The sequence below is a fragment of the Desulfosudis oleivorans Hxd3 genome (assembly GCF_000018405.1).
Lineage (GTDB): Bacteria > Desulfobacterota > Desulfobacteria > Desulfobacterales > Desulfosudaceae > Desulfosudis > Desulfosudis oleivorans.
Window position 1 is genome coordinate 3,453,858 of sequence record NC_009943.1, and the last position, 23,477, is coordinate 3,477,334.

28 protein-coding genes are annotated in these 23,477 nt (G+C 57.7%); 18 read left to right on the forward strand and 10 right to left on the reverse strand.

The window, feature by feature from the left end:
* Positions 1-95: 95 nt before the first annotated feature.
* Positions 96-545 carry a CoA-binding protein gene (locus DOLE_RS14765; protein WP_012176282.1) on the forward strand — a complete coding sequence of 150 codons (450 nt, stop codon included), beginning with the start codon at positions 96-98 and terminating at the stop codon, positions 543-545.
* A gap of 430 nt (positions 546-975) precedes the next feature.
* Here the strand turns inward: DOLE_RS14765 and DOLE_RS14770 are convergent, their stop codons facing one another.
* The 5 genes from DOLE_RS14770 to DOLE_RS14790 all read right to left on the reverse strand — a co-directional run bounded on the left by DOLE_RS14770 (position 976) and on the right by DOLE_RS14790 (position 6,964).
* A complete protein-coding gene (locus tag DOLE_RS14770) occupies positions 976-1,161 on the reverse strand; it encodes a hypothetical protein (protein ID WP_012176283.1) in 186 nt (61 codons plus the stop codon).
* 53 nt (positions 1,162-1,214) lie between these two features.
* Positions 1,215-1,595, reverse strand: a complete 381-nt coding sequence (locus DOLE_RS14775) for a desulfoferrodoxin (protein ID WP_012176284.1) — start codon at positions 1,593-1,595, stop codon at positions 1,215-1,217.
* 152 nt (positions 1,596-1,747) lie between these two features.
* The gene (locus tag DOLE_RS14780) at positions 1,748-4,711 is read right to left on the reverse strand and encodes an insulinase family protein (protein ID WP_012176285.1); all 2,964 of its coding nucleotides are present in this window, start codon (positions 4,709-4,711) and stop codon (positions 1,748-1,750) included.
* 56 nt (positions 4,712-4,767) lie between these two features.
* Positions 4,768-5,148 carry a hypothetical protein gene (locus DOLE_RS14785; RefSeq protein ID WP_012176286.1) on the reverse strand — a complete coding sequence of 127 codons (381 nt, stop codon included), beginning with the start codon at positions 5,146-5,148 and terminating at the stop codon, positions 4,768-4,770.
* A 253-nt stretch (positions 5,149-5,401) separates the two neighbouring features.
* Positions 5,402-6,964: a B12-binding domain-containing radical SAM protein gene (locus DOLE_RS14790; protein ID WP_012176287.1), complete on the reverse strand. Its 1,563-nt coding sequence runs from the start codon at positions 6,962-6,964 to the stop codon at positions 5,402-5,404.
* 317 nt (positions 6,965-7,281) lie between these two features.
* Here DOLE_RS14790 and DOLE_RS14800 point away from each other — a divergent pair, with 317 nt between their 5' ends.
* Positions 7,282-7,659 (forward strand): VOC family protein, encoded by a 378-nt coding sequence (locus DOLE_RS14800; protein WP_012176288.1) that lies wholly within the window; start codon positions 7,282-7,284, stop codon positions 7,657-7,659.
* A gap of 118 nt (positions 7,660-7,777) precedes the next feature.
* Positions 7,778-9,424 carry a hydroxylamine reductase gene (gene hcp, locus DOLE_RS14805; protein WP_012176289.1) on the forward strand — a complete coding sequence of 549 codons (1,647 nt, stop codon included), beginning with the start codon at positions 7,778-7,780 and terminating at the stop codon, positions 9,422-9,424.
* Between the two features lie 283 nt (positions 9,425-9,707).
* Here the strand turns inward: hcp and DOLE_RS18320 are convergent, their stop codons facing one another.
* A complete protein-coding gene (locus DOLE_RS18320) occupies positions 9,708-10,064 on the reverse strand; it encodes a hypothetical protein (RefSeq protein WP_153304452.1) in 357 nt (118 codons plus the stop codon).
* Positions 10,065-10,098: 34 nt separating this feature from the next.
* Here DOLE_RS18320 and DOLE_RS14810 point away from each other — a divergent pair, with 34 nt between their 5' ends.
* The 12 genes from DOLE_RS14810 (at position 10,099) to DOLE_RS14865 (ending at position 17,832) form a co-directional block, all read left to right on the forward strand.
* The gene (locus DOLE_RS14810) at positions 10,099-10,503 is read left to right on the forward strand and encodes an ArsR/SmtB family transcription factor (protein ID WP_012176290.1); all 405 of its coding nucleotides are present in this window, start codon (positions 10,099-10,101) and stop codon (positions 10,501-10,503) included.
* A 298-nt stretch (positions 10,504-10,801) separates the two neighbouring features.
* Positions 10,802-11,974: a permease gene (locus DOLE_RS14815; RefSeq protein WP_012176291.1), complete on the forward strand. Its 1,173-nt coding sequence runs from the start codon at positions 10,802-10,804 to the stop codon at positions 11,972-11,974.
* A gap of 35 nt (positions 11,975-12,009) precedes the next feature.
* The gene (locus tag DOLE_RS14820) at positions 12,010-12,243 is read left to right on the forward strand and encodes a thioredoxin family protein (protein WP_012176292.1); all 234 of its coding nucleotides are present in this window, start codon (positions 12,010-12,012) and stop codon (positions 12,241-12,243) included.
* A gap of 9 nt (positions 12,244-12,252) precedes the next feature.
* A complete protein-coding gene (locus DOLE_RS14825; RefSeq protein WP_083766628.1) occupies positions 12,253-12,489 on the forward strand; it encodes a (2Fe-2S)-binding protein in 237 nt (78 codons plus the stop codon).
* 69 nt (positions 12,490-12,558) lie between these two features.
* Positions 12,559-13,080 carry a (Fe-S)-binding protein gene (locus DOLE_RS14830; protein WP_012176294.1) on the forward strand — a complete coding sequence of 174 codons (522 nt, stop codon included), beginning with the start codon at positions 12,559-12,561 and terminating at the stop codon, positions 13,078-13,080.
* A gap of 18 nt (positions 13,081-13,098) precedes the next feature.
* Positions 13,099-13,536 (forward strand): arsenate reductase ArsC, encoded by a 438-nt coding sequence (locus DOLE_RS14835; protein WP_012176295.1) that lies wholly within the window; start codon positions 13,099-13,101, stop codon positions 13,534-13,536.
* A gap of 15 nt (positions 13,537-13,551) precedes the next feature.
* On the forward strand, positions 13,552-14,742 hold the full coding sequence (gene arsB, locus DOLE_RS14840; RefSeq protein ID WP_012176296.1) for an ACR3 family arsenite efflux transporter: 1,191 nt from the start codon (positions 13,552-13,554) through the stop codon (positions 14,740-14,742).
* A 63-nt stretch (positions 14,743-14,805) separates the two neighbouring features.
* Positions 14,806-15,324 (forward strand): rhodanese-like domain-containing protein, encoded by a 519-nt coding sequence (locus DOLE_RS14845; protein WP_012176297.1) that lies wholly within the window; start codon positions 14,806-14,808, stop codon positions 15,322-15,324.
* Positions 15,314-16,237, forward strand: coding sequence for a cation diffusion facilitator family transporter (locus DOLE_RS14850; protein ID WP_012176298.1), 924 nt, complete (start codon positions 15,314-15,316; stop codon positions 16,235-16,237). The genes DOLE_RS14845 and DOLE_RS14850 overlap by 11 nt, the downstream gene beginning before the upstream one ends.
* Before the next feature lie 4 nt (positions 16,238-16,241).
* Entirely contained in the window at positions 16,242-16,727 is a 486-nt protein-coding gene (locus DOLE_RS14855; RefSeq protein ID WP_012176299.1) for a MauE/DoxX family redox-associated membrane protein, read from the forward strand.
* On the forward strand, positions 16,724-17,125 hold the full coding sequence (locus tag DOLE_RS14860) for a thioredoxin family protein (protein ID WP_012176300.1): 402 nt from the start codon (positions 16,724-16,726) through the stop codon (positions 17,123-17,125). Before DOLE_RS14855 ends, DOLE_RS14860 begins: the two co-directional genes overlap by 4 nt.
* The gene (locus tag DOLE_RS14865; protein ID WP_012176301.1) at positions 17,122-17,832 is read left to right on the forward strand and encodes a cytochrome c biogenesis CcdA family protein; all 711 of its coding nucleotides are present in this window, start codon (positions 17,122-17,124) and stop codon (positions 17,830-17,832) included. Before DOLE_RS14860 ends, DOLE_RS14865 begins: the two co-directional genes overlap by 4 nt.
* A gap of 94 nt (positions 17,833-17,926) precedes the next feature.
* On the opposite strand, the gene DOLE_RS14870 is transcribed toward DOLE_RS14865, so the two are convergent.
* The 4 genes from DOLE_RS14870 to DOLE_RS14875 all read right to left on the reverse strand — a co-directional run bounded on the left by DOLE_RS14870 (position 17,927) and on the right by DOLE_RS14875 (position 20,543).
* Complete coding sequence (locus tag DOLE_RS14870; RefSeq protein WP_012176302.1) at positions 17,927-18,265, reverse strand: YkgJ family cysteine cluster protein; 339 nt, start codon at positions 18,263-18,265, stop codon at positions 17,927-17,929.
* Positions 18,266-18,415: 150 nt separating this feature from the next.
* Positions 18,416-18,730, reverse strand: a complete 315-nt coding sequence (locus DOLE_RS18065) for a HigA family addiction module antitoxin (protein WP_012176303.1) — start codon at positions 18,728-18,730, stop codon at positions 18,416-18,418.
* 11 nt (positions 18,731-18,741) lie between these two features.
* Entirely contained in the window at positions 18,742-19,020 is a 279-nt protein-coding gene (locus DOLE_RS18070; protein WP_012176304.1) for a type II toxin-antitoxin system RelE/ParE family toxin, read from the reverse strand.
* 623 nt (positions 19,021-19,643) lie between these two features.
* Positions 19,644-20,543, reverse strand: a complete 900-nt coding sequence (locus DOLE_RS14875; protein ID WP_012176305.1) for a sulfite exporter TauE/SafE family protein — start codon at positions 20,541-20,543, stop codon at positions 19,644-19,646.
* Between the two features lie 171 nt (positions 20,544-20,714).
* Between DOLE_RS14875 and DOLE_RS14880 the strand changes: the two genes are divergently transcribed.
* The 3 genes from DOLE_RS14880 (at position 20,715) to DOLE_RS14890 (ending at position 23,468) form a co-directional block, all read left to right on the forward strand.
* Positions 20,715-21,398, forward strand: a complete 684-nt coding sequence (locus DOLE_RS14880) for a CerR family C-terminal domain-containing protein (protein ID WP_012176306.1) — start codon at positions 20,715-20,717, stop codon at positions 21,396-21,398.
* Entirely contained in the window at positions 21,386-22,204 is an 819-nt protein-coding gene (locus DOLE_RS14885; RefSeq protein ID WP_012176307.1) for a DUF169 domain-containing protein, read from the forward strand. Before DOLE_RS14880 ends, DOLE_RS14885 begins: the two co-directional genes overlap by 13 nt.
* A gap of 70 nt (positions 22,205-22,274) precedes the next feature.
* On the forward strand, positions 22,275-23,468 hold the full coding sequence (locus DOLE_RS14890) for an efflux RND transporter periplasmic adaptor subunit (protein WP_012176308.1): 1,194 nt from the start codon (positions 22,275-22,277) through the stop codon (positions 23,466-23,468).
* The last annotated feature ends 9 nt before the right edge of the window (positions 23,469-23,477 follow it).

The following is a 23,477-nucleotide window of genomic DNA, read 5'->3' on the forward strand; positions in this document are numbered from 1 at the left end:
TAGGGAACGCGGCGGCATGTGTCAATGCTGTTGTAGTTGACCCGGCTGACTGTTTTGGCTACAGTCTTTTTTCAAACCATCACAGGGGGCCTGAAATGAATATTCAGTGCGAGGTGCCGGCCTGCAACGTGCCGGAAAAGGAGATTCGGGCGGTTTTAAAAAACCACACAACCGTGGCCGTGGTCGGCATCTCCCACAAGCCGGAGCGGGACAGCCATAAGGTCGCCGCCTATCTTCTGGGCGCCGGATACCGGATGGTGCCGGTCCACCCTCTTCAAAAAGAGATATTGGGGCAAACCGTTTATCCGGATCTGGCCGCTGTGCCGTTTCCCATAGAGATTGTAAACATCTTTCGAAGGCCCGACATGGTGGAACCCATCGTGGACCAGGCCATTGCCGTAAACGCCAGGGTGGTATGGATGCAGGTGGGCGTTGTCAACAACAAAGCCGCGCGAAAAGCCGAGGCGGCCGGGCTTCGCGTAATCATGAACAGATGCATCAAGACGGAACACATGAAGATGGTCGCGCAAGCCATGTCAGGCTGAATGTTGCCTTTCGTGTTCTGCTTCGATCTTCTCCGGTCCCGTTTCCCATCAACACTCACGACTCCGCAAAAAAGGGCCGGTCATGGCCGCAAGCAGCCATGACCGGCGCGAGAAACAGGTCAATACCAGACGAACTGGAATATTTCATGAAATGTTCGGGCTAGGCCGGATGTTTCACGAGTTGATTTGGCCGCAGATGTAAGGCGCAGGACGCGAAGCTGTAGTCAATCTACCGCGAGCGGCCTGCAACACAGCAGATGCGGCCAAGGCGGCTCGCCCGAAGGGTGAATGTTTCGACATAGAAATCGACGGAAAAGACATCAAACCGCTCAGACAGTTTGTATTTTGCAAAACCGTCTGAATATTATCGCAACAGGCTGTGTTTGATGTAACTATTTATCCATGTCGAAACATTCATGAAATATCCGGGCTAGGCTCCGCCCTCCATCTTGCACTGGGTAAAGTCGATCTCCTGGCCGCACTTATCACATTTGTGGGTCCGGTCAAACTCGTCGGAAAAGATCTCCTTGGACTCCCCGCAGTTGGGACAATTACAACTGAAGGACTTCAGGTGTTTGAACTGCTCGAATCCCGGGCAGTGCTGAGGTGTGGTCATAACGCCCTCCTTGTCTCTGCCGGCGGCGACAAAGCATCCGCCGGCCAGGCAGTTTACATGTCGGCCTTCCAGTGGCCGTGAAGGTTGCAGTACTCTCTGGCCGTGATCTTGTCCGCGGCCATCACAAAAACGGCCTCGGGCGCGTCTCCGGGCTTGAGGAACTGGGTATAGCTCTTTCCATCGGCGATCAGCTCGATCCACTGAATGTAATGCTTCTCCTCCATGGGATGGGCAACGCTGCCCACCTTGACCGTAATCTTGTCGCCGGACTTTTCAATCACCGGCACATGTTTTTCCTTGGCCGCGTCCACGGTGTTTTCCGTCATCAGGTTCATGGGCTGGTCGCAGCATACCAGGGTACCGTCACTGCCGAACATCACCTCCACGATATTTCCGCATAACTCGCATTTATAAATCTGAAATCGTTCCGCCATGACAAACCTCCTTGGAATTTTATTATAATGAAAAGATGGCAGCGGCTCGTCGACATGCCGGCGTCTCATGACCGACCGGCGCGAACCGCTGAATAAGTAGAAATATAGGCACTAAGAAAAATAATGTCAAGGCCGCCGGACAATCTTGTGCCTCAGATGTGGTGAAGCGCCAGGGGGGAAGCCAGCCGGGTATTGGCCTTTTTCAGCAGCGCCTCCGAAGAGATCACCACCGTTCCACAGTGCTCCTGTCCGGTGGGAAAATGGCGCAGGGCCACGGCCCTGACCTTTTCCCTGGTCACGGTCAGCACCCCTTCCTTGAACCGCTGCCGGCAGGTATCGGTAACGCCGACAAGCTTTCGGTAAAAATCCCGGGTAGCGGCTTCGGCCGGGGTGTCGGGCTTGTCGATGTCCGAGCAGACCTGAAGCACGGACTCGGTGATCTCTTCGTCTGTGTAGTCACCGGACTGAATATAGGCCACGGCCCGTGTGTAGACCTCCAGCGTGGCCCGAATGTGGGGGTCCCGGTAGGAGGCAAAACAGAACCGGCCGTCTTCCGGGTTATACAGGGCAAACCCGCCGTAGGCACCGCCCTTTTCCCGTATCTCCCGGTGAAGAAACGTGGACCGCAGCAGTTTGCTGATCACGGCCAGCACGGGCGCGTCTTCGTGGTCCATGCGAATGGTGGGAAAAACCGATGCCACAAAGGACACTGCCGTGGAAGTGTACCATCCCTCCCTGGGCGGCTGCGTGTCATGTTCAATGGCCTGCCCCCTGAATTCAGCCGGCATCGCGCCGGCTCCCAGGTTTTCCACCATGGCCCGGGCCAGACCGGAGGCCGTGTCCAGACCCTTTCCATGGCCGACCAGGCCGACTTGAAGGTTTTCTTTTGAAAAGAGGTTCCGTCCAATCAGGCAAAGCCTGTCTGCAATGGCGGCCAGGGCGGGCCCTTCCAGGTCGGCGGTCAGGGACTTGAAGTATTGCAGCTGGCCAATGCCGTGCCACATCTCGGAAAGATGGCTGGCAAAAGAAACGTGCCGTGACGCCAGGGAGATGGCGTACCGGTGGCCGTTGTGGACCACGGCCGATTCCATGTGGGCCCGGTACTCGGCCACCAGCTGGCCAAGCCGCTGATGGTCGGCAAAACTGTAGTCGCACAGCAGTTCCCGCACAAGATCGAACATTTGCTCGATCTTCCGGTCCAGGCACTTTCCGGAAAACGAGATGTAGGGAATACATTCGCCCGTTTCCCCGTACCGGGTCCGGGCCTGGGCCGACAGGCCAAGGCCACCGGTGTGCATGTCGATCAGCCGCTCCAGGGCCACATAATCGTGCCGGCGTGTGCCCATGCGGGGAAGTGCCGCGCAGAAGAAGGGGACCAGGGGCAGCAGGTCCGGCGAAAGCCGGTCGATGCCCACAGCCGACGTATAATATAGGATACCGGAGGTGGGCTGGTCATAACAGCGCAGGGGCTCGGCCGCCATGACCGGGGCCACGGTCCGGACCGACGCGTCAATGTCGGAAAGCGTCAGGGTGGGCAGAACCGTAAGGTCCTCATCGGTCATCTGAAGGGCGTCCAGTTCCCGGGCATCCTGTTGAATCTTGTCCAGTGCTTCAGGGGAGAGGGACGCGGCGACACGGGCCAGTTCCCGCTCTTCTTCGGCCTGTTCCCTGGCCCCCATTTCCATGTCCGGTTCCAGGGTAAAACGCACCCGGTGGGGGTTGTTTAAAAACCACCGCCGGATCGAATTTTCCAGAAACGGTCCCCGGCCGGTTTCCCCGGTCAGGCGTTCCAGGTAGGGGTCAAGTTGAATGATCTCGGCGGGATCGGTGCCGTGAAGCCAGCTGCCGCAAAGGGTCAGCAACAGCTTGATGCCGTAGGGATAGGGCGTGTTGGATATCTCCCGGCGGTGAAACTCAATCTGGTGAATGGCCGATTCCACCAGCTCCGGATCAATACCCCGGTCCGCCACATCGGTCAGGGTGTCGACAATGATCTTTTCCACGGCTTCGGCGTCGTCTTTTCCCACGTCCTTCAGGCCGCAGGCAAACAGGGTGTCCTTCATGTCCGGGTCGTATCCCGTGCCATCGCAAAGGGCGCTTCCCAGGCCGGAATCGATCAGGGCCTTGTACAGGGGTGCCCCGGGATTGCCCAGCAGTACCTGCTCCAGCAATACCAGGACGAACACGTCAAAGCTCTCCTGCACATCGGCCATGAGCCAGGCCACGCAGGCCTGGTATTTTTTTGCCGGGTCTTCGTCCGGCGCCAGCGGATAGGCGTGGGCCACTTGCCGGGGGACCTGCCACCGGGGCTGGGACGCCACCTGCGTATCGGGGTCGATACGGGAAAACCGGCAAAGCGCGTGGTCGTTGATATAGGCCAGGTGCTCCTGCAGGGGAATGTCGCCGTAGGTATAAAAGTAAGCGTTGCTGGGATGGTAGTGACGCCGGTGAAAATCCCGCAGCTGCTCCCAGGTCAGTGTCGGGATCACCGCCGGATCACCGCCGGAGTTGTTGCTGTAGGTGGTGTCCGGGCAAAGAGCGGCGGTCAGGGCACGGGACATCACCTGGTCCGGCGATGACATGGCCCCCTTCATCTCATTATAGACCACGCCCTTGTAGGCAAGCTCCGGCGCTCCCTGGCCTTCGGCCGCCTTTACCACCTCCAGGCGGTGGCCCTCCTGCTTGAAAGCAAGCTCGGTCAGCAGGGGGAAAAACACGGCGTCCAGGTAGACATCGGCCAGGTTGTAAAAATCTTTTTTATTGGGAGAGGCAAAGGGATACAGGGTCCAGTCCGACGCAGTAAAGGCGTTCATGAAGGAATTCAAGCTGCGCCGGATCATGGAGAAAAACGGGTCCCGCACCGGATATTTTTCCGACCCGCACAGAATGGTATGTTCCAGGATATGGGCCACCCCGGTGGAGTCCCTGGGAACCGTCTTGAAGCCTACGCCGAACGTGTTTTCCCTGTCGGCGTTGGCGATATGCAGGTGTTGCGCGCCGGTGGCCTCGTGCACCAGTTCGTAAACCAGCGATTGAATATCGTCAAACGCAATAACCTGTTTTACCCGGTAACCGCTTACCCGTGAGCCGACGTCAAGACCGGCGCCGTTTGTCATTTACCTCTCCGTTTCCGCTGCCGCTGCCGCTGTCGAACAAAAACCCCGCCCGCCTTTTATTTTACCGCCACGTATACGCCGCGGCCCACCCGCTCAAGCTGGCCCAGTTTGTGAAGCCTGAAAATGATATTGCGCAGTTTCTTTTCCTCAAACCCGGTCTTTTTCTGCAACGCGGCAAAGGTGACCCCCTTCTTGCTGCGCTGAACCGCTTCCAGCACCGTGCTGGTGGCGGACGTCCGGCGCAGCCCGGTGCCTTTGACGGCCCGTTTCTGGGCGGTGGCGGCCGCCTTTGCGGTTGCCGCCTTTTTAACAGCCTTCTCCAGGCGGTCGATCTTGGCGTTCAGCTTGTCCAGATCCTTTTTGGTTAAAAATCCCTGGTCCTTGAGAATCTGCTTGAACGCCGCATCCATTGAAATCTGTGTCGCCTTTCGTGCCATTGCCTGCCTCCTTTTTTTACGGATGAATAAAACAGCCCGGCCTGTTGCAAAACACACGGGCTTTTTTTACTTATTTCCTTCTAGACCATTAAGGTATGCTATGTCAAACAGCTTAACATGTTTACGGATAAATAACAGCAAAACTTTGGGGTCTGAGAAAGAACGGGGATGGATAATGGCTCAAAGCAGGTACATCATGAGCATGTAATGCGTGCACAAACATACAGCAGGCAGGGGGCCGGAGGGAGTGCTGCTACCGCCACTGCCACACGGCCTGGCGGTCTTTTTCGATAAAGTGCAGGTAACCGAGATCAAACAGCTGTTGAATGCTCAGTTGAACAAAATCCAGGGGCTTGTTCAGGGCAGCAGCCAGGTATTGGGAAAGGGCCGCCGCGGGCGGCGTACCGTTGCCCAGGGCAAAGGACGGGGCCGTTTCCACAAGGTCATGTGAGAGCAGGCCAAACACAATCTCCATTTTCTGCTTTCCCAGGTGGCGCAGCTGGTCGGCCTCGCTTAACGTCCCTTTGTAAAACTCTCTTTCGATCCGGTTCTCGTCTTGTCGAATTTCTTTAAAGTAGCACTCCTCCACGAACTGTTCGATCGCTTGCGGACTTAAAGAAGAGGTGCGCACGATGGACCGGTTGGCGTCAAACTCGTCCCAGTTGTTGGAAAGCAGTTCAAGATCGTAGTCGCCGATATGCTCTTTTACATCGGTGCCGGGAAACGGCACCAGAAAGTGATAGCCGTACTCCGCGCCCAGTTCCCTGGCAAAGCGGTCCGACGCGGCCAGGGTCTCGGCGGTTTCTCCGGGAAGGCCCACGATAAAGGAGCCGAACACCCGCATGCCCGCGGCTTTGGAATCGGCCACGGCCCGGCGAATCCGGTCCAGGGTGATGGTTTTGCCGATGCGGTCCAGCATCTCCTGGTCGCCGGATTCAAAACCGAAAAAGATGGTGTCGCACCCGGCATGGCGCATTTGCGCCAGCAGTTCCGGGGTCACCGAATCGGCCCTGGCAAACACCGTCCAGCAGAACTTCAGGTTCCGGCGCTCGATTTCAGCGCAGACCGCCCGCACCCGGCGGGGGTTGGAGGTGAAAAAATCGTCGGCAAAGTTGATCCGTTCAAACCCGAAAGCCAGCAGGCTTTCAATCTCATCCACCACGCGCCGGGGATCGCGGTTGCGCACCCGGCTGCCCACCATGCGGCGGCCCTGACAGAAGATGCATTTGCCCGGACATCCCCGGCTGGTGATGATGCTTGCGGGAAACCCCATGGCCAGGTACCGGGACATTGGCAGAAGGTGCCGGGCCGGCAGGGGAAGGCGATCCAGGTCGCCAATCAGTTCCCGGGGGCCGGTAAAGCGCACGGCCTCGCCCTCTTTGAAAGCGATGCCGGCAATGCCGGGCCACGCCTTGCGGTCCCTGATGACCGGCGTCAGCTCGGCAATGGTCGCTTCTCCCTCGCCCACCACGATGAGGTCAATTTCAGGGAACCGGGTCAGGGTGTTCCCGTAATCAAAGCTCACATGGGGGCCGCCCATGATCGTAATAGCCTCGGGAAAAAGCTGCCTGGCGATTTTGAGCAGATTGGCCGCGGCGTTGAAGTTCAGGGTCACCGAACTGGTGCCGATGACATCCGGGCCAAAGGCCGACAGCTCGGCTTCCATCTTTTCCGGGGACCAGGCCCGGACCATGTAGTCAAAGATGCGGACATCGGCCCCGGCAGCTTCAAAAGCGGCTGCGGCATAGCAAAGACCCAGGGGCGGAGAGGGTCCCTCGGCCAGGGGATAGGGGGAGGCAAGCAGGGCGACTTTCAATGGCGTTCCCGTATGTGGTTGTTCCGCCTGGCGTCTGTGATCCAAAGGCAAACGAAAAAGTTAAAAATTCAGGCTGAAGGAAAATATGCAAATTCCACGGGAGTGTCAATAAAAAGGTTTGGCCCCTCCAAATCGAAATCGCTATCGCTATCGAAATCGGGATCGGGATCCGAAGCCAGAGCGGTGGGGAAACAGGTTGCGCAGGGGCGACTTTTTCTGTTATAAAAAATGCTGTTAAGGGGATAAAAAAGCCCGTTTTCTGAAATCTGTGACATTACCAGCCTGATTCGCGTCAAATTCAACAGGACACCTTCACCATGCGCTGCCCTCTTAAAAATGCCAACACAATTCTTTACTGTACCCGGTGGGAAGAGACCGTTTCTTTCTATAAGGATGGGCTGGGGCTGGGCGTCACCTTTTCAACCGGCTGGTTTGTGGAGTTTGCCCTGACCGGCAGTGCCCGGTTGAGCATTGCCGATGCGCGCCATGCCACGGTCCGGACCGGCCCGGAAAAAGGGATGACCCTGTCCCTGGAGGTGGACGATCTCCAGGCGACATGGAACGCGCTCCGCGACGCCGGTCTTGGGCCCGGTGAAATCAAATCCCACGCCTGGAACGCCAGGGTCTTTTACCTGTTTGATCCGGAGGGGCATCGCCTGGAGTTCTGGCAGCGCTGTGTGCCACCGCACGAATGAAAAAATAAAAAAAGTTTTGCCGTCTTGACTTAAATCAAGGAAGTGGGTCGGCCTTTGACATAAAGTGGGTTCCAACAAAGGCAAGCAACTTACCAACCCATAAACAGGAGGCGTGAACATGTTTTGTTTTCAATGTCAGGAAACAGCCAAAAACCAGGGCTGTACAGTCAAGGGCGTGTGCGGCAAACCCGAAGAGACCGCCGATCTTCAGGACCTGCTGATTTACGTGTGCAAGGGGATCGCGATTTACGGTGAAGCGCTGAATGCCGCCGGCACTCTGGATCGCGAAGCGGCCCATTTCATCTGCCGCGCCCTGTTTACCACCATCACCAACGTGGCCTGGGATGATGACGTGCTCGTCGACCGGATCAAAGAAGGCCTGGCGGTGCGGGATGCCGTAAAGGCAAAGGCGGGAGAGGCCGTGTCCGGCTCGCTTCCCGACTGCGCCACCTGGGCATCGGAAGACAAGGCGGCCATCATGGCCAAGGCCCTGTCCGACGAGGTGCGCATCACCACCATGGCCAATGAAGACGTGCGCTCCTTGCGGGAGCTGCTGATCCTGGGGTGCAAAGGGGTCGCCGCCTATACCGACCATGCCGCCATTCTGGGGTATGAAAAGGACGATATTTACGCCTTTCTCATGGAAGCCCTGGCCTCCACCACAAAAGAGCTTTCCGTGGACGATATGATCGGCCTGGTGATGAAGGCCGGCGAAACCGCAGTGGCTGCCATGGCCCTTCTGGACGAGGCCAACACCGCCACCTACGGCCACCCGGAAATTACGGAAGTCAATATCGGCGTGGGCAAAAACCCCGGCATTCTGATCTCCGGCCATGACCTGAAAGACATGGAAGAGCTGCTCCGCCAGACCGAGGGCACGGGCGTGGATGTCTACACCCACGGTGAAATGCTGCCGGCCAACTACTACCCGGCTTTCAAGAAATACAGCCATTTTATCGGCAACTACGGCGGCTCCTGGTGGCACCAGAACAAGGATTTTGAGTCCTTTAACGGCGCCATTCTTCTGACCACCAACTGCCTGATTCCCATTAAGGGCGACAACACCTACAAGGACCGGCTCTTTACCACGGGCGTGGTCAACTATCCCGGCGCGGCCCACATCGGGGACCGGCCGGACGGCGGGGCCAAGGACTTTTCCCCGATTATTGAGCGGGCCAAAACGTGCGCGCCCCCCACGGAGATCGAAACCGGCACCATTGTGGGCGGGTTTGCCCACCACCAGGTTCTGGCCCTGGCCGACAAGGTCGTGGACGCGGTCAAGTCCGGCGCCATCAAACGGTTCGTGGTCATGGCCGGATGCGACGGCCGCATGAAGTCCAGAAGCTATTTTACCGAGGTGGCCGAAGCCCTGCCCAAGGACACGGTGATCCTCACCGCCGGGTGCGCAAAGTACCGGTACAACAAGCTGAACCTGGGGGACATCGGCGGCATTCCCCGGGTCCTGGACGCGGGCCAGTGCAACGACTCCTACTCCCTGGCCGTCATCGCCCTGAAGCTCAAGGAGGTGTTCGGGCTGGCCGACATCAACGACCTGCCCATCTCCTACGACATCGCCTGGTACGAGCAGAAGGCCGTGGCCGTGCTGCTGGCCCTGCTTTTTCTGGGCGTCAAGGGCATTCGCCTGGGGCCCACCCTGCCGGCCTTTCTCTCACCCACCGTGGCCGGGGTCCTGGTGGACAAGTTCGACATCAAGCCCATCGGTACGGTTGCCGATGATGTGGCGGCCATGATGGCCGGCAAGTAACCTTTGAGATTGTTTCCTCCCGCGGCGCGTCCGGTGTATGCCGGGCACGCCGTTTTTTTACGACAAAGGGGTCAAGGATTCAAGGGGTCAAGTGTGTGGCGTCCATAATCTTCCACCTTCTCCAAGTCGGCATCGCCCCCCCCCTGCCCGCCAATACACCCGTCTTTGCCCGGCTTCGCCGGCTGAAGACATCTGATGATTTAACACAAAAAAAAGACTTTCATGACGCTTCCCTGTTTGTAGTGACGCCGTCAGGCGTTTGAAACCGTCCTGCCAAATGCCCTTACGGGCACACTACAAACCTTGATGTTGTAAGCCCGGCCCGTCTCCACAATGACGGCACCCGCCCATTGCAGTGCAGCCGAGCGCGGGTGAATTTTTCGGGAAAAGCGAAAATGCTGTCTGAGCCACGCTGAAAGCGGGGCGAGTTCATTTTCGCGCCGAAAAATTCTTCGCGCGAGGGAAGCCACGCCTGTGGCGTGGCCAAGCTGCGGGGCGCGGTTCTTTTGGTACTTTTCTTGCCGCCAAGAAAAGTACCTGGATAAACAAAACAGAAAAAAACAATCATTTTACGACGCGTGGGCAAGATTAAGCTTGCCCGCCTCGCCCCGATTTTTTTCTTGACACCGGTTGCCTGCATCGTTATATTCCAATTTAACGATATGGAGGCAGACATGAAATCATTTGTCAAAGTGACCAAGGCCCTGTCCGATCCCAACCGGGTCAGGATGGTCAAACTGCTGCAACGCCGGGTTTTATGCGTATGTGAGATACAGGCGGCCCTTAGCCTGGCCCAGTCCACGGCCAGCAAGCACCTTAAAATCCTTGAAGAGGCCGGCCTGATCACCTGCGCCAAAGAGGGGCTCTGGGTCAACTACCGCCTGGCCGATGGAAGCGCGAATCCTTACGCGGCCAGCCTTCTGGGAAACCTGCGCCACTGGCTGGAAGAGGAGGCCGAAATTCAGACCCTGGTAAAAAAACTGCCCGCCATTCACCGTGAGCACATCTGCGGCCCAAAACACTTCACTGATATATCGCCAAAAAACGAATTATTAGAACAGCCTGAACAAAGGGTCTAACCCGGATATTTCACGAGTTGATTTGGCCGCAGGTGCAAGGCGCGGGACATGAAGCTGTAGTCAATATACCGCGAATGTCCCGCAACACAGCAACTGCGGTCAAGGTGACTCGCCCGAAGGGTGAAATTTTTCGACACAAAATTGATATAAAACGCCTCACAACGTTTATGACAGTTTGTATTTTCAAAAACCGCATGGAATTAAATGCAACATATTGTGTCTTATATAAAACTTACAAACCCCGAAAATTTCATGAAATATTCGGGCTAAAACCGGGCTGCTTACAGGAGGGTGTTAAATGAAGGAACGAACCAAGCTGATGTGGATTGTCGCTGTTTTTGCCGGGGCCTATTATATTCCATGGACCCACCCGGTGGTCCGGCAGTCGGGCCTGGAGGCCTTTCTCATGCTCCAGGAGTATGCCCGGGAGCATGTACTCACCTGCCTGATTCCGGCGTTTTTCATTGCCGGCGCCATTGCCGTGTTTGTGTCCCAGGCGTCGGTGCTGAAATACTTCGGAGCCAAGGCAAACAAAATTCTTTCCTACTCGGTGGCTTCGGTGTCTGGCACCATTCTGGCGGTCTGCTCCTGCACGGTGCTGCCCCTGTTTGCCGGAATCTATACCCGGGGGGCCGGCATCGGCCCGGCCACCGCGTTTCTCTATTCCGGCCCGGCCATCAACGTGCTGGCCATCACCCTCACCGCCAAAATCCTGGGCTGGCAACTGGGCCTGGCCCGGGCTGTGGGGGCCGTGATCTTTGCCATTATCACCGGCCTGCTCATGGCGTTTATCTTCCGCAAGGACGACGCGGCCCGAACCACCGGGCAGATTTATGTGCCTGAGGAGGGCGCCAGAGAACGCACCCTGCTGCAAGACGGCCTGTATATCGGCACCATGGTGCTGATTCTTATTTTTGCCGCCTTTGCCAAGCCGGCCCCCGGTGCCACCGGCCTGTGGCCCGCCATTTTCGCGGCCAAGTGGTATATCACCGTGGCCCTGCTGGTCATTCTGGGGTTCATGGTCAAGGCATGGTACACCAAAGAAGAGACCAAAAACTGGTTTGAGGCCACCTGGGACTTCATGAAGCAGATATTTCCCCTGCTGGCCGGCGGGGTCCTGGTGGCCGGCTTTCTGCTGGGACGGCCCGGTCACCCGGCCCTGATTCCCGAGCAGTGGATCGCGTCGCTCCTGGGCGGAAACTCCCTGTCCGCCAACCTGATCGCGTCACTGGCCGGAGCCTTCATGTACTTTGCCACGCTCACAGAGGTGCCGATTATTCAGGGCCTGGTGGGGTCGGGCATGGGCCAGGGCCCGGCACTGGCCCTGCTGCTGGCCGGGCCGGCCCTGTCCCTGCCCAACATGCTGGTGATCGGCAGCGTACTGGGAATAAAAAAGACGGCGGTCTTCTGCGCCATTATCGTGGTCATGTCCACCATTGCCGGCATGGCCTACGGCGTGATGGCCGGCTGATCATCCAAACAAAAACCTAACAGAAAGGTGCCATCATGGAAATCAAGGTGCTGGGTCCCGGCTGCGCAAAATGCCAGCAGGCTGAAAAAATTGTTAAAGAGGCCGTTGCCGAAGCAGGTGTGGCCGCCACCGTGGAAAAGGTCACCGACCTGATGAAAATCGCCGGATACGGCGTGTTCGGCACACCCGCCGTGGTGGTGGACGGAGACGTCAAGTGCGTCGGCAAGATCCCCAAAAAAGAAGATGTTATTCAATGGCTGAAAAAGTAGGAGAGTAGAATGCCGGACGCATGTTGCACAGGCGACAATAACGTGAAGAATCTGGCCAAAAGTCCATTTACCGAGGATATCCGCCTGGCGCCGGAGGCAGAAACCGTGTGTTACTGTTCCAGGGTAACTAAGGCTGATATTCTGCGGGCCGTTGCCGCGGGGGCACGGTCCTTGGAAGACATAAAAACCGCCACCGGAGCCTGTACAAAAGGCCGGTGCCGGGAAACCAGCCCGAGAGGCAGGTGATGTTCACGGGAGATCCGCCTTCTCCTGGGCCAGGAGAACGACCGCATGAAGGACCAATAAGGATGCAAAATGTTGCTGGAAACATACCATCTGGAAATCTTTAATTCTGAATGCATGCCCGGCGCCATGGGGGTGCACTGTTTTGCCCACCTGGACCAGGATGTGAGCGAAGCCCTGCCCTACCTGAACGCGGTCCTGGGCGGGGATGTGTATCTTTCGGACCCACCGTCGGTGACCTTCAAGGCCCAGGGCAAGCTGATCACGGTCAGTGGCCGGAAAATAGCGATCAACGCGCTCAAGGACGAAGCCGAGGCCGGAAAGCTGGTGGAATGGCTGAAAAACGAGATCAACCAGGCCTGGGAGAACCGGGCTGAGATCACCCCCTGTTACAAGGGCCGGGCAAAACCGCAACTGATCGAAATTTTGAAACTCTTGCCCAGGACCAACTGCAAGAAATGCGGCCAGCCCACCTGCATGGTGTTTGCCGCCCAGGTGATGGACGGCGGCCGGGGGCCGGACGACTGCCCGGAATTGAGCCAGAAAAATCGTGAAAAACTTGGCGCATATCTCTCAGGATTTGATTTTGGATAGGCCTGTAAAGGAGACCGCATGAACAAAAAAACAAAAATCCTTTTTCTGTGTACCGGCAACTCCTGCCGCAGCCAGATGGCCGAGGGCTGGGCGAAAAAATTAAAACCGGATACAATCGAGGCGTACTCGGCGGGCATTGAAAAAAAGGGATTAAACCCCCTGGCCGTGCGGGCCATGGCCGAGGCAGGCGTTGACATCGGGGGACAGACCTCCAAGACCATCGACGAACTGACCGATAAAAACGTTGATTACGTGATCACCCTGTGCGGCCATGCCAACGAGACCTGCCCCATGTTTTACGGCCCGGTCAAACGGGTTCACGCCGGGTTTGACGACCCGCCGGAACTGGCGAAAAACGAGCCCACCGACGAAGCGGCCATGGCCCACTATCGCCGGGTGCGCGACGAAATTCGGGACTTTGTGGCCGGCATCCCCGGCAACCTGGCCGCATCATAAAAAGAGGAAATCAACATGAACGCAAAAGCCGACGACCGTAAGATGACAAGCCTGTTTGAGCGCTATCTGACCGTCTGGGTGTTCTTGTGCATTCTTGCCGGCATCGTGCTGGGAAAGGCGGCGCCGGGCGTGGCCCGTTACCTGGACGGGCTGGCCATTTATGTAAACGGCGCGCCGGTGGTGTCGATTCCCATTGCCGTCTGCCTCTTTTTCATGATGTACCCCATCATGGTAAAGATCGATTTTGCCTCGGTGGTCCGGGCCGGCAAAAGCGGCAAACCGGTGTTTCTGACCCTGTTTGTCAACTGGTGCGTCAAGCCCTTTACCATGTATGCCATTGCCTCCTTTTTCCTGGGCACCCTGTTTTACAACTTTATCGGCCCGGATGCCGTGGACCTGGTCAAGATGCCCTTCGGCCTGGACCTGCCCGTGGGCGCGGCCCACGGCGCCGGCACGGTGGTGATGGTCGACGGCGTCAAGATGATGGAAGTTCCCCTCTGGCGCAGCTACCTGGCCGGCTGTATCCTGCTGGGCATCGCCCCCTGCACGGCCATGGTGCTGGTGTGGGGATTTCTTTCCAAAGGCAACGACGGCCTCACCCTGGTGATGGTGGCCATCAACTCCCTTACCATGCTGGTGCTTTACGGCGTGCTGGGCGGCTTTCTGCTGGGTGTGGGAAAGCTGCCCGTGCCCTGGCAGGCGCTGCTGCTGTCCATCGGCATCTACGTGGCCCTGCCCCTGGTGGCCGGCTATTTTTCCCGCCGATGGGTCATATCCGCCAAAGGCGAAACCTGGTTTCAGGAAAAATTTCTGCATGTGCTCACCCCTGTCACCATCACGGCCCTGCTGGCCACCCTGGTGCTGCTCTTCTCCTTTAAAGGCGATGTCATTGTTGAAAACCCCCTGACCATTGTCTGGATCGCGGTTCCGCTGTTTATTCAGACCGTGCTGATTTTTGCCCTGGGTTACGGCCTGGCCCGGCTGTTTAAGCTGACTTACGAGGACGCGGCGCCAGCGGCCATGATCGGGGCCTCCAACCATTTCGAGGTGGCCATTGCCACGGCCACCATGCTGTTCGGCCTTTCGTCCGGCGCGGCCCTGGCCACGGTGGTGGGCGTGCTGATCGAGGTACCGGTGATGCTCATGCTGGTAAAAATCTGCCTGCGGACCCGGCACTGGTTTGATACCCAAAACCAAAAAGGGTAGACTTTCAATGAAACAGACTTATCGTAAACAAATCAACCGAACCGTTGCCAAAGGAAACCACCCGTGAGTGATGCCACCACAGACAGCACGATAAAACAGGCGCTCCGGCAGGGACTTTCCCTGCTGGTGATCGCCTGGGTCCTGGCCCTGGGCGTCAATGCGCTCCGGCCCGGCGGCATTCCCCTGGTGGCGGACTGGTCTCCGGCGGCCCGGCTTTCAGCCGCCACAGGGGAAAGCATGGTCATCCCCCTGGATGAAGCCGTGGTCCTGTATGACCGCAGGGAAGCGGTTTTTGTGGACGCCCGGCTGCCCGAGGAGTTTGCCGCGGGCCATATTCCGGGCGCCCTGAATGTTCCGTGGATACTGGTTGATGAATATGAAGAACAGTTTTTCACAACCGTGCCCGACCCGGAAACCATTGTGATCGTCTATTGTGATGGCGAGGCCTGCGCCTTGAGCGAAGACCTGGCCCGCATGCTGATCGACATGGGATATGTCCATGTCAAAGTGCTGGCCGATGGCTGGGGGCAATGGACCCGCCATGGATACCCGGTGGAAAAAGAGGACCGCCATGGGTCATAACCATTCTCACAGCCATGAAACAACCATGGGCAGCCGCCTGCTGATGGCCATGGCCATCAACCTGCTGATTCCGGCGGCCCAGATCGCCGGCGGCATCGTGGCCGGCAGCGTGGCCCTGATCTCCGACGCCGTGCATAACCTGGGAGACTTTGCCTCCCTGGTGGTGGCCTACGGGGCCCACCGGGCCGGCAGGCGGGGGCCCTCCCTGCGCCACTCCTTTGGCCTGCAACGCATGGAAATCCTGGCCGCCGTGATCAATTCGGCCCTGCTGGGCGGCGCGGCCCTGTTCATCGCAACAGAAGCCCTGGATCGACTGGCCAATCCGCAGCCCATTCGCCTGGGTATCGTGGCATGGCTGGCCCTGGCCGGACTGGCGGGCAACGGCCTGTCGGCCTGGCTCCTGCACAGGGATTCGGCGCGCAACCTCAACGCCAGGGGCGCCTTTCTGCACATGGTGGGCGACACCCTCACCTCCGCGGCAGTGCTGACCGGCGCCCTGGTCATGCGAGTGGCGGATATGCCATGGCTGGACCCGGCCCTGAGCCTGGCCATCGTGGCCTATATCGCCTGGAACGCGGTCCTGCTGCTCAAAGAGGCGACACATGTGCTGATGAACGGCACACCCCGGGGGCTGGACCTGGAAAAGGTCAGGGCCGACATGGAAGCGGTGGACGGTGTTCTGAGCGTTCACTACCTGCATGCATGGGCCATGGGCGGCTGTTCCGTTGCCATGACCGGCCATGTGGTGGTGACCGACCAGATGGTCAGCGCCACCGAACAACTGGCCCGCACCCTGGGCGACAGGCTGCTGGACGGCTTCGGCATCGACCACCCGGTGTTTCAGTTTGAAACGCGGGTCTGCGGCCAGGGGGAACTGCTCTGCCAGATGACATCCTGTGAACAGGAACACTGACGCCATGACAACAGACGTTCATCGCAACACACCCCTCGCCTGGCTGCCGCTGGCAGGCCGCCTTTTTCTGGGCGGCGTCTTTCTGTATGCCAGCGCGGACAAGGTTTTTGCTCCGGCTGAATTTGCCCGGATCATCTACAACTACCAGATCCTACCGGACGCCTTGATCAACCTGGCGGCCCTGGTTCTTCCCTGGCTGGAGCTTCTGCTGGGGCTCTGCCTGATCACCGGCCTGTGGCTGCCCGGCGCCCTGGTCTGGGCCAACGGCCTGCTGTGGGTTTTTTTCGCGGCCCTGCTGTTCAACCACTTCCGGGGCCTGGATGTACACTGCGGCTGTTTTTCCACCCGGCCCGACCCGGCATCTCCGCCGGCAACGGCCTGGTACCTGGTCCGGGACCCGGTTTTCCTCGTGATCGCCGGATACCTGCTGTTTTTCCAGTTTACCGGATACAAAACCTCCGCCAATTCATTAAAAAAGGAACGTTCATGACACGAATAAATCGCCTGTTGTTTATCGGACTTTTGCTGTTCTGCTGTGCCGGCCTGGCTGTGGCGGAAGATGGCAAAACAGCGGCCATTCCGCCGGTACCCACACCGGGCATGGTCACCATGGTGGACCTGGGAGCGAAAAAGTGCGTTCCCTGCAAGATGATGGCGCCCATTCTCGTGGAACTGGAAAAAGAGTACGCCGGCCGGGCCTCCATCATCTTCATTGATGTGTGGGAGCACCGGGAGCAGGCCCCGCGTTTCGGGATTCGGGGCATTCCCACCCAGATATTCTATGATAAAGACGGCAAGGAGGTCGGCCGCCACGTGGGCTTCATGGACAAGAAAAGCATCATTGAAGTATTTGAACAGCTGGGCGTTCCCGGAGAAAAAGCACTGTGATCCAGGCGTTTCTGATTGCAATTAATGAGTGGATGGCCGGCGGCATCGGCATCGCGGCCCTGGGCTGTTTTTTGTGGGGCATGGTCAGCGTGGCCTTAAGCCCCTGCCACATGGCCTCCATCCCCCTGATCGTGAGCTACGTGGCGGGCCAGGAGCGGGGCCTGCGCCCCCGGAGCGCGGCCTTTTACGCCGCCGCCTTTACCGTCGGCCTGTTTATCACCATTGCCGTGGTAGGTATCGCCTGCGCCCTGCTGGGCCGCATGCTCGGTGACGTGGGCCCCTGGTGGACCCTCCTGGTGGGGGCCATTCTTATCTGGGTGGCCCTGGACATGCTGGGGGTAAAGGCCTGCTCCATGTCCGGCACCCTGATGGCGCGGCTTCGCGTGCGCGGCATGACCGGCGCCTTTGCCCTGGGCCTGGCCTACGGCGTACTCTCCGGCTCCTGCACCTTTGGTTTTATCGCACCGATCCTGGCCGTGATCACCATTCAGGAAAAGATCGCCACCGGCATCCTGTTTATCACGCTTTTCGGCATCGGCCACTGCATTCCCATTGCCGTGGCCGGTTCCAGCACGGCCCTGGTGCGCCGTGTGCTGGAAAACAGCCGGTTCCAGCAGTCAGGCATCTGGTTCCGCCGCCTGGCCGGAGTGGCGATTTTCGTCCTGGGAGGGTATTTCATTGTCCGGCCTTTTCTGGCCGGTGCCTGATCCGCATATTTCACAAATTCATTTGGCCACAGAGGCAAGACACAGGATGGGGTTCTGTAGGGCCAGCCCCGGAATTGTGTGCTCTTCGTCATCATCACCGGTTACTGTTTACACGGCAGGTTTCTCTCTGAATATCGGTTGATGGATAGTCTCTGCATGCCGCCGGTCTTGCTTCATATACGCTGCATAAACTGGCGCCATCTATTATATTCAGAAAGATGCAATCTCCGTTCTCCTGGAATTTCATAAAACGCTTCTCACCGGCTTTATCAACATTGTCGGCAAATGCTTCCGGGGTCAGTCCCGTGAAGTTTTCAAGCGCCTTGATGTCGTCCTGAGAGAGCCGAATATATGCGAAATCCCTGCAACACAATCCACACCCGTTGCATGCCGGCATTGATATCTCTTTGGTGGGTGTCTTTTCAATTTTCAATAGAAGCGGCTTTCTCCGGGCAGTGCCCGGAATTTTGCGCACATTTTTTTAAAGGTTTGCCTGCCGGCCTGGAAAGGTCGGGGTTGTGAGAGCGCAACGAAGATTTGCAAGCCGCGGACATCAGCTGCACCGCATGGTTCGCTGTTTTTATTATAGCTCAGAATGCAGTGCTTTTTCTGGAAGAGGACGAACACGGCGCCAGTCTCTGGATAAATTCTCAGCTTCCCAAAGGTCGACGTTCTTTTGCAAATTCAGCCATAATTCGGGGGTGGTGTTGAAAGCTCTTGATAGCCGCAAAGCCATATCCGGCGTTACCGCACCTTTTTCATTCAGTATTTTAGATAGCGTTTTTCTCGACACATTCAATTTTGACGCCATATCAGTTACCGTTATTGATAATGGCTTTAGATAGTCTTCTCGCAGTATGGATCCAGGATGGGAAGGTTTTCGCTGAATTCTTTTCATCATATTCCCCTTCAATGGTAATCGTCATAGTTAACGATATAAGCATCACCGTCTACAAATTGAAAAAATACTCTCCAGTTTCCAGAAACATGCACAGAAAACTGGCCTTGTAAATTTCCAGACAGTTTATGTAAATTTGATCCGGGATAATTCATATCCATAACCTCATTTGCCGCATTTAACCGGTCTAAAATTCTGGAAAGTCTATCTGCATGTTCTGGTCGGATGCCCTTTTTCTTTCCAGAATAAAAGAAATCTTCAAGGCCTTTATGCTTGAATGATTTAATCATTTGTGGATGAGCGTAACCTAAAAGGTTACAGAGGTCAAGGATTATGTAAAGGCATATTGACAGCGAACATAGATTATATGGCATGACGTCAGTGGTGTCCAAAATAGCGCCCAAAAGGACTTTTAAGTTTTATAACCATCTGAATTTACAAATTACGGAAATAAGACTGAAAACCAGGTTGCCTCTGGAGAAACAAATTTTTTTATACACCCCGTCGGGACATTAATGGCAGGCCCCGCCCATTGCAGCGCAGCCTCACGCAAACGCTTTTTTCGGGAAAAAGCGGGCAGGCTGTTTGAGCACCGCGAAGCGGGCGAGTTCCTGCCCGCGCCGAAAAAAGCGTTTGCGTGAGGGCAGCCGAAGGCCAAGCTGCACGGGCCGGTTCTTTTGGTACTTTTCTTGCCGCCAAGAAAAGTACACGGATAAGCAAAACGGTATTACAAATCAATTTTACGCTGGATTGCCCACTCCGGTTGGGCAATGACGGATAGGGAAACCGGTCAATTTTATGCTGGATCGCCGGGTCAAGCCCGGCGATGACGGGCGGAGGGAAATCGCGGGGTAAACAACCAAAGATCTGCCCTGTCAAAATTAAAACCGCTTTGGGACAATAAGGATTCAGGCTAAAAACCCAAAAACCCGGCCACATACTGTGCTGCGGTAAAGAGCATCACCACGGCCAGCATCCATTTGATGGCGTCGGCCGGCACAAAGCGCTGGCACCGGGCCCCCAGGTACATGCCGGCCATGCCGCCCACGCCGAACAGCAGGCCCAGCATCCAGTCCGGGGCCACGGAGATATTCGGGTAAAACGGGGCCATGGCCTGGTAAAAGGCCACGCCGGCCACGGAAGTGACAAAGGTGCCCATCAGGGCTGCCCCGGCAATGGTGTAAACCGGCAGCCGGAAAAAGGTCACGAAAAAGGGGGCGATGATGGAGCCGCCGCCGATGCCGTAAATGCCGCCCACAATACCCACGATAAAGCTCAAGGTAAATATGCCCCAGAAGGGCGCGCCGAACACCTCTCCCTGAAAGCTGTATTCCAGGCGCCTGACGTCGAACCGGACCACGCGGACGGCGCCGCCGCCGCCAACCGGGCCGGCCGCCTCCTTTGCGGCGCGCTTTCTGTTTTTTACCAGGTCCCACGCCAGCCGGCCCCCGATGTACAGCAGCACACCGGCGGCAAACAACTTGAAATGGCGGGGGTCGGGAAGCCAGGCCACCCGCACCACCGCGCCGATGAGCACGCCGGGCAGGGTGCCGAAAATCACGATCCAGGTCAGGGGCCACACCATGCGGCCCTCTTTCCAGTAGCGCCAGACCCCGCTGGGAATGGCCACGATATTGAAGAGCTGGTTGGTGGCGGACACCGAGGGGCTGGTGTAGCCCAGCACCGACACCTGAAAGGGCAGCAGCAGAAAGGCGCCGGACACGCCGCCCATGGAGGTGAAAAAGGAGATGACAAAGGCCGTGACCGGCGGAATCCAGACAGCGGCTTCAATCTGCGCGACGGAAAAAACCATTTGCGTTCCTTATTATACGCACTTGAAAAATAAATTTCTGAGTTCGCAGGGTTGCGACAGTTTAGCGACATCTGGAGGCTCGCGTCAAGCAAATACACGGCTGAAAAACCGTTTGACAAATTCGAACGCATGTTCTAAACTGGCGTTCCAAACTGTTTTTAAAGGCGCCGCATGGAAGAAAATACAATTCATTCCGATGACACAAAGACCCGCCTGATTCAGGCTGCCGGCGAGGAGTTTGCCGGCCACGGGTTCAAGGGGGCAACGGTGCGCGACATCTGCCGCCGGGCCGGTGCCCACGTGGGGGCTGTGAACTACCACTTCGGAGACAAGGAGGGTCTCTACGAAGCGGTGCTGGACTACTCTCACCGCATGGCGACACAAAAGTATCCGCCCGACATGGGCCTTGACGGCAGGGCCGGGCCGGAAGAACGGCTCTCCGCCTTTATCCGGTCCCTGCTGCTGCGCATTCTGGGAGAAGGCCTGCCCGCCTGGCACGGCAAGCTCATGGCCCAGGAGATCGCCAACCCCACCGGCCTGATGAAACAGATGATAAAAAACTCCATCCGGCCCCTTCACACCCACCTGTCCGGCATTGTCAGCGCCCTGTTTCAAAAAGAGGGGGTAACCGTGGAAACCGGCAGCCCTGCCCTTTTTCTGTGCACCATGAGCATCGTTGGCCAGTGCCTGCACCATTTCAAGGCGAAAGAGGTTGTTGAAGCCCTGCGGCCAAAAAGCTTTGATCCGGCGAATATTGAAACCCTGGCCGATCATGTCACCCTGTTTTCCATCGGCGGCATTCGGGCACTGGCAAAACAGGAAAAAAGTAAAAAGGAGTTACCATGGAATCCGTGATTGCAAAGGCGCTTGATCCCGAACACGCTCCCGTGGCCGTGATGCTCTCCGGCACGAAACCGGACAATGCCCTGGGATTCAAGCCGGGCCGGTGGGGCTGCGTCATGTTCATGTTTGCCAATGCGGTCCGGGGCAAAACCGCAGCCTTTGACAGAACCACTTACGGCTGCTGGGGCGGCGGCGTGGGCCTGGGGTTCGGCAACGCCTACGAACAGTTCCCCGGCGGCGTGCCCTGCTTTACCCGTTTTCTCTCTTCAGGCAATAAACAGTGGGAAACCGGCCGCCAGGTGGGACAGGCTGTTGCCGAAAACGCGGGCAAGGAGTTTGCCGACAATTTTTTAAACGGCGAGGCGTATGTCAAAAGCCCGGATCTGGTGGACCGCTTTCTGGAAGCGCTGCCCATCATGGACCACGGTTCCCCTTACGTGATATTCAAGCCCCTGGCCGAAGTGGATGCCGCGACCGAGACACCGGAAACCGTGGTGTTTACCGTTGATCCGGACCGGGTGTCGGCCCTGGTGATCCTGGCCAACTACGGGAGGGGCGGCATGGAAAACGCGATCATTCCCTGGGCCGCCGGGTGCCAGACCATCGGCATTATTCCTTTTAAGGAAGCGCAATCCGATTGTCCCAGGGCCGTGGTGGGGCTTACCGATATCTCGGCCCGGAAATACACGCAAAACCTGCTGGGCAGAAACGTGCTCACCGTGGCCCTGCCCTGGCGGCTGTTTTGTGAAATGGAGACAAACGTTCCGGGCAGCTTCCTGGAACGCCACACATGGCACTCTCTTGTGGAAAAGAAATGATTTTTCCGCGGCTTCACGTCTCAGCCGGCCGCTGAAACATGACATGATGTAAAAACGTGGAGGTTTGTGAATGCAACGGTTTGGTAAAAACAAAATTGTACCGTCAGCGCTGATTGTGGCGGTGGTGCTGACCGGCTTGGTACTGGTTTCCGGGTGCAGGGACAACAACCCGCCCCCCCAGCGCCCGGCCCCGGAGGTGGGCGTTGTCACCATCGAAGAACAGCCGGTGGCCCTGACCACTGAACTGCCGGGACGGGCCGCCCCCTTTCTGATGGCGGACATCCGGCCCCAGGTCAACGGCATCATTCAGAAGCGCCTGTTTGAAGAGGGGGCCATGGTAAAGGCCGGCCAGGTACTCTACCAGATTGATCCGGCCCAGTTCGAGGCGGTTTACGCAGCGGCCAAAGCCGCCCTGGATCGATCGCAATCCAACCTGGCGTCGGTGCAGGCGCGGGCCGACCGGTACCGGGAACTGCTGGCGGCAAAAGCGGTCAGCCAACAGGACGTTGATGATGCCGATGCGGCCCTTTCCCAGGTCCGGGCCGATATCGAATACTGGAAGTCGGAACTTGAAAAGGCCGGCATCAATCTTAATTATACACGGGTGACGGCCCCCATTTCCGGCCGCATCGGCCGGTCATCGGTCACCGCCGGCGCGGTTGTGACGGCCTACCAGCCCGTGCCGCTGTCCACCATCGTCCAGTTGAATCCCATTTATGTGGATGTGACCCAGTCATCGTCTGAGCTTTTGCGCTTGGGCCGGGACCTGGAGACCGGCAAGATCACAAACGGCACCGACGCGACAAAAAAGGTGCGCATTCTTCTGGAGGACGGCACGCCCTACCCCCATGAAGGCACGCTGCAATTCCGGGACGTGACCGTGGACCCGTCTACCGGATCGTACGTGCTGCGCGTCAAGGTGCCCAACCCGGAACAGGTGCTGATGCCGGGCATGTTTGTACGGGCCGTGGTGATGGAGGGAACGGCGCCCCGGGCCATTCTGGCGCCCCAGCAGGGTGTGGCACGGAACACCAAGGGCGAGCCCCTGGCTCTGGTGGTCAACAGCGACAACGTGATCAAACAGCGCATCCTGACTGTTGAACGGGCCATCGGCAACCAGTGGCTGGTGCTGTCCGGCCTGTCCGCCGGGGACCGGGTGGTGGTGGAGGGCCAGTTAAATATCCGGCCGGACATGACGGTCAAGCCCATTCCTGCGGACATTCCATCTTCCGGCGAAACGCCCGCACCCGCGCCATCCAACTGACGGAGATCT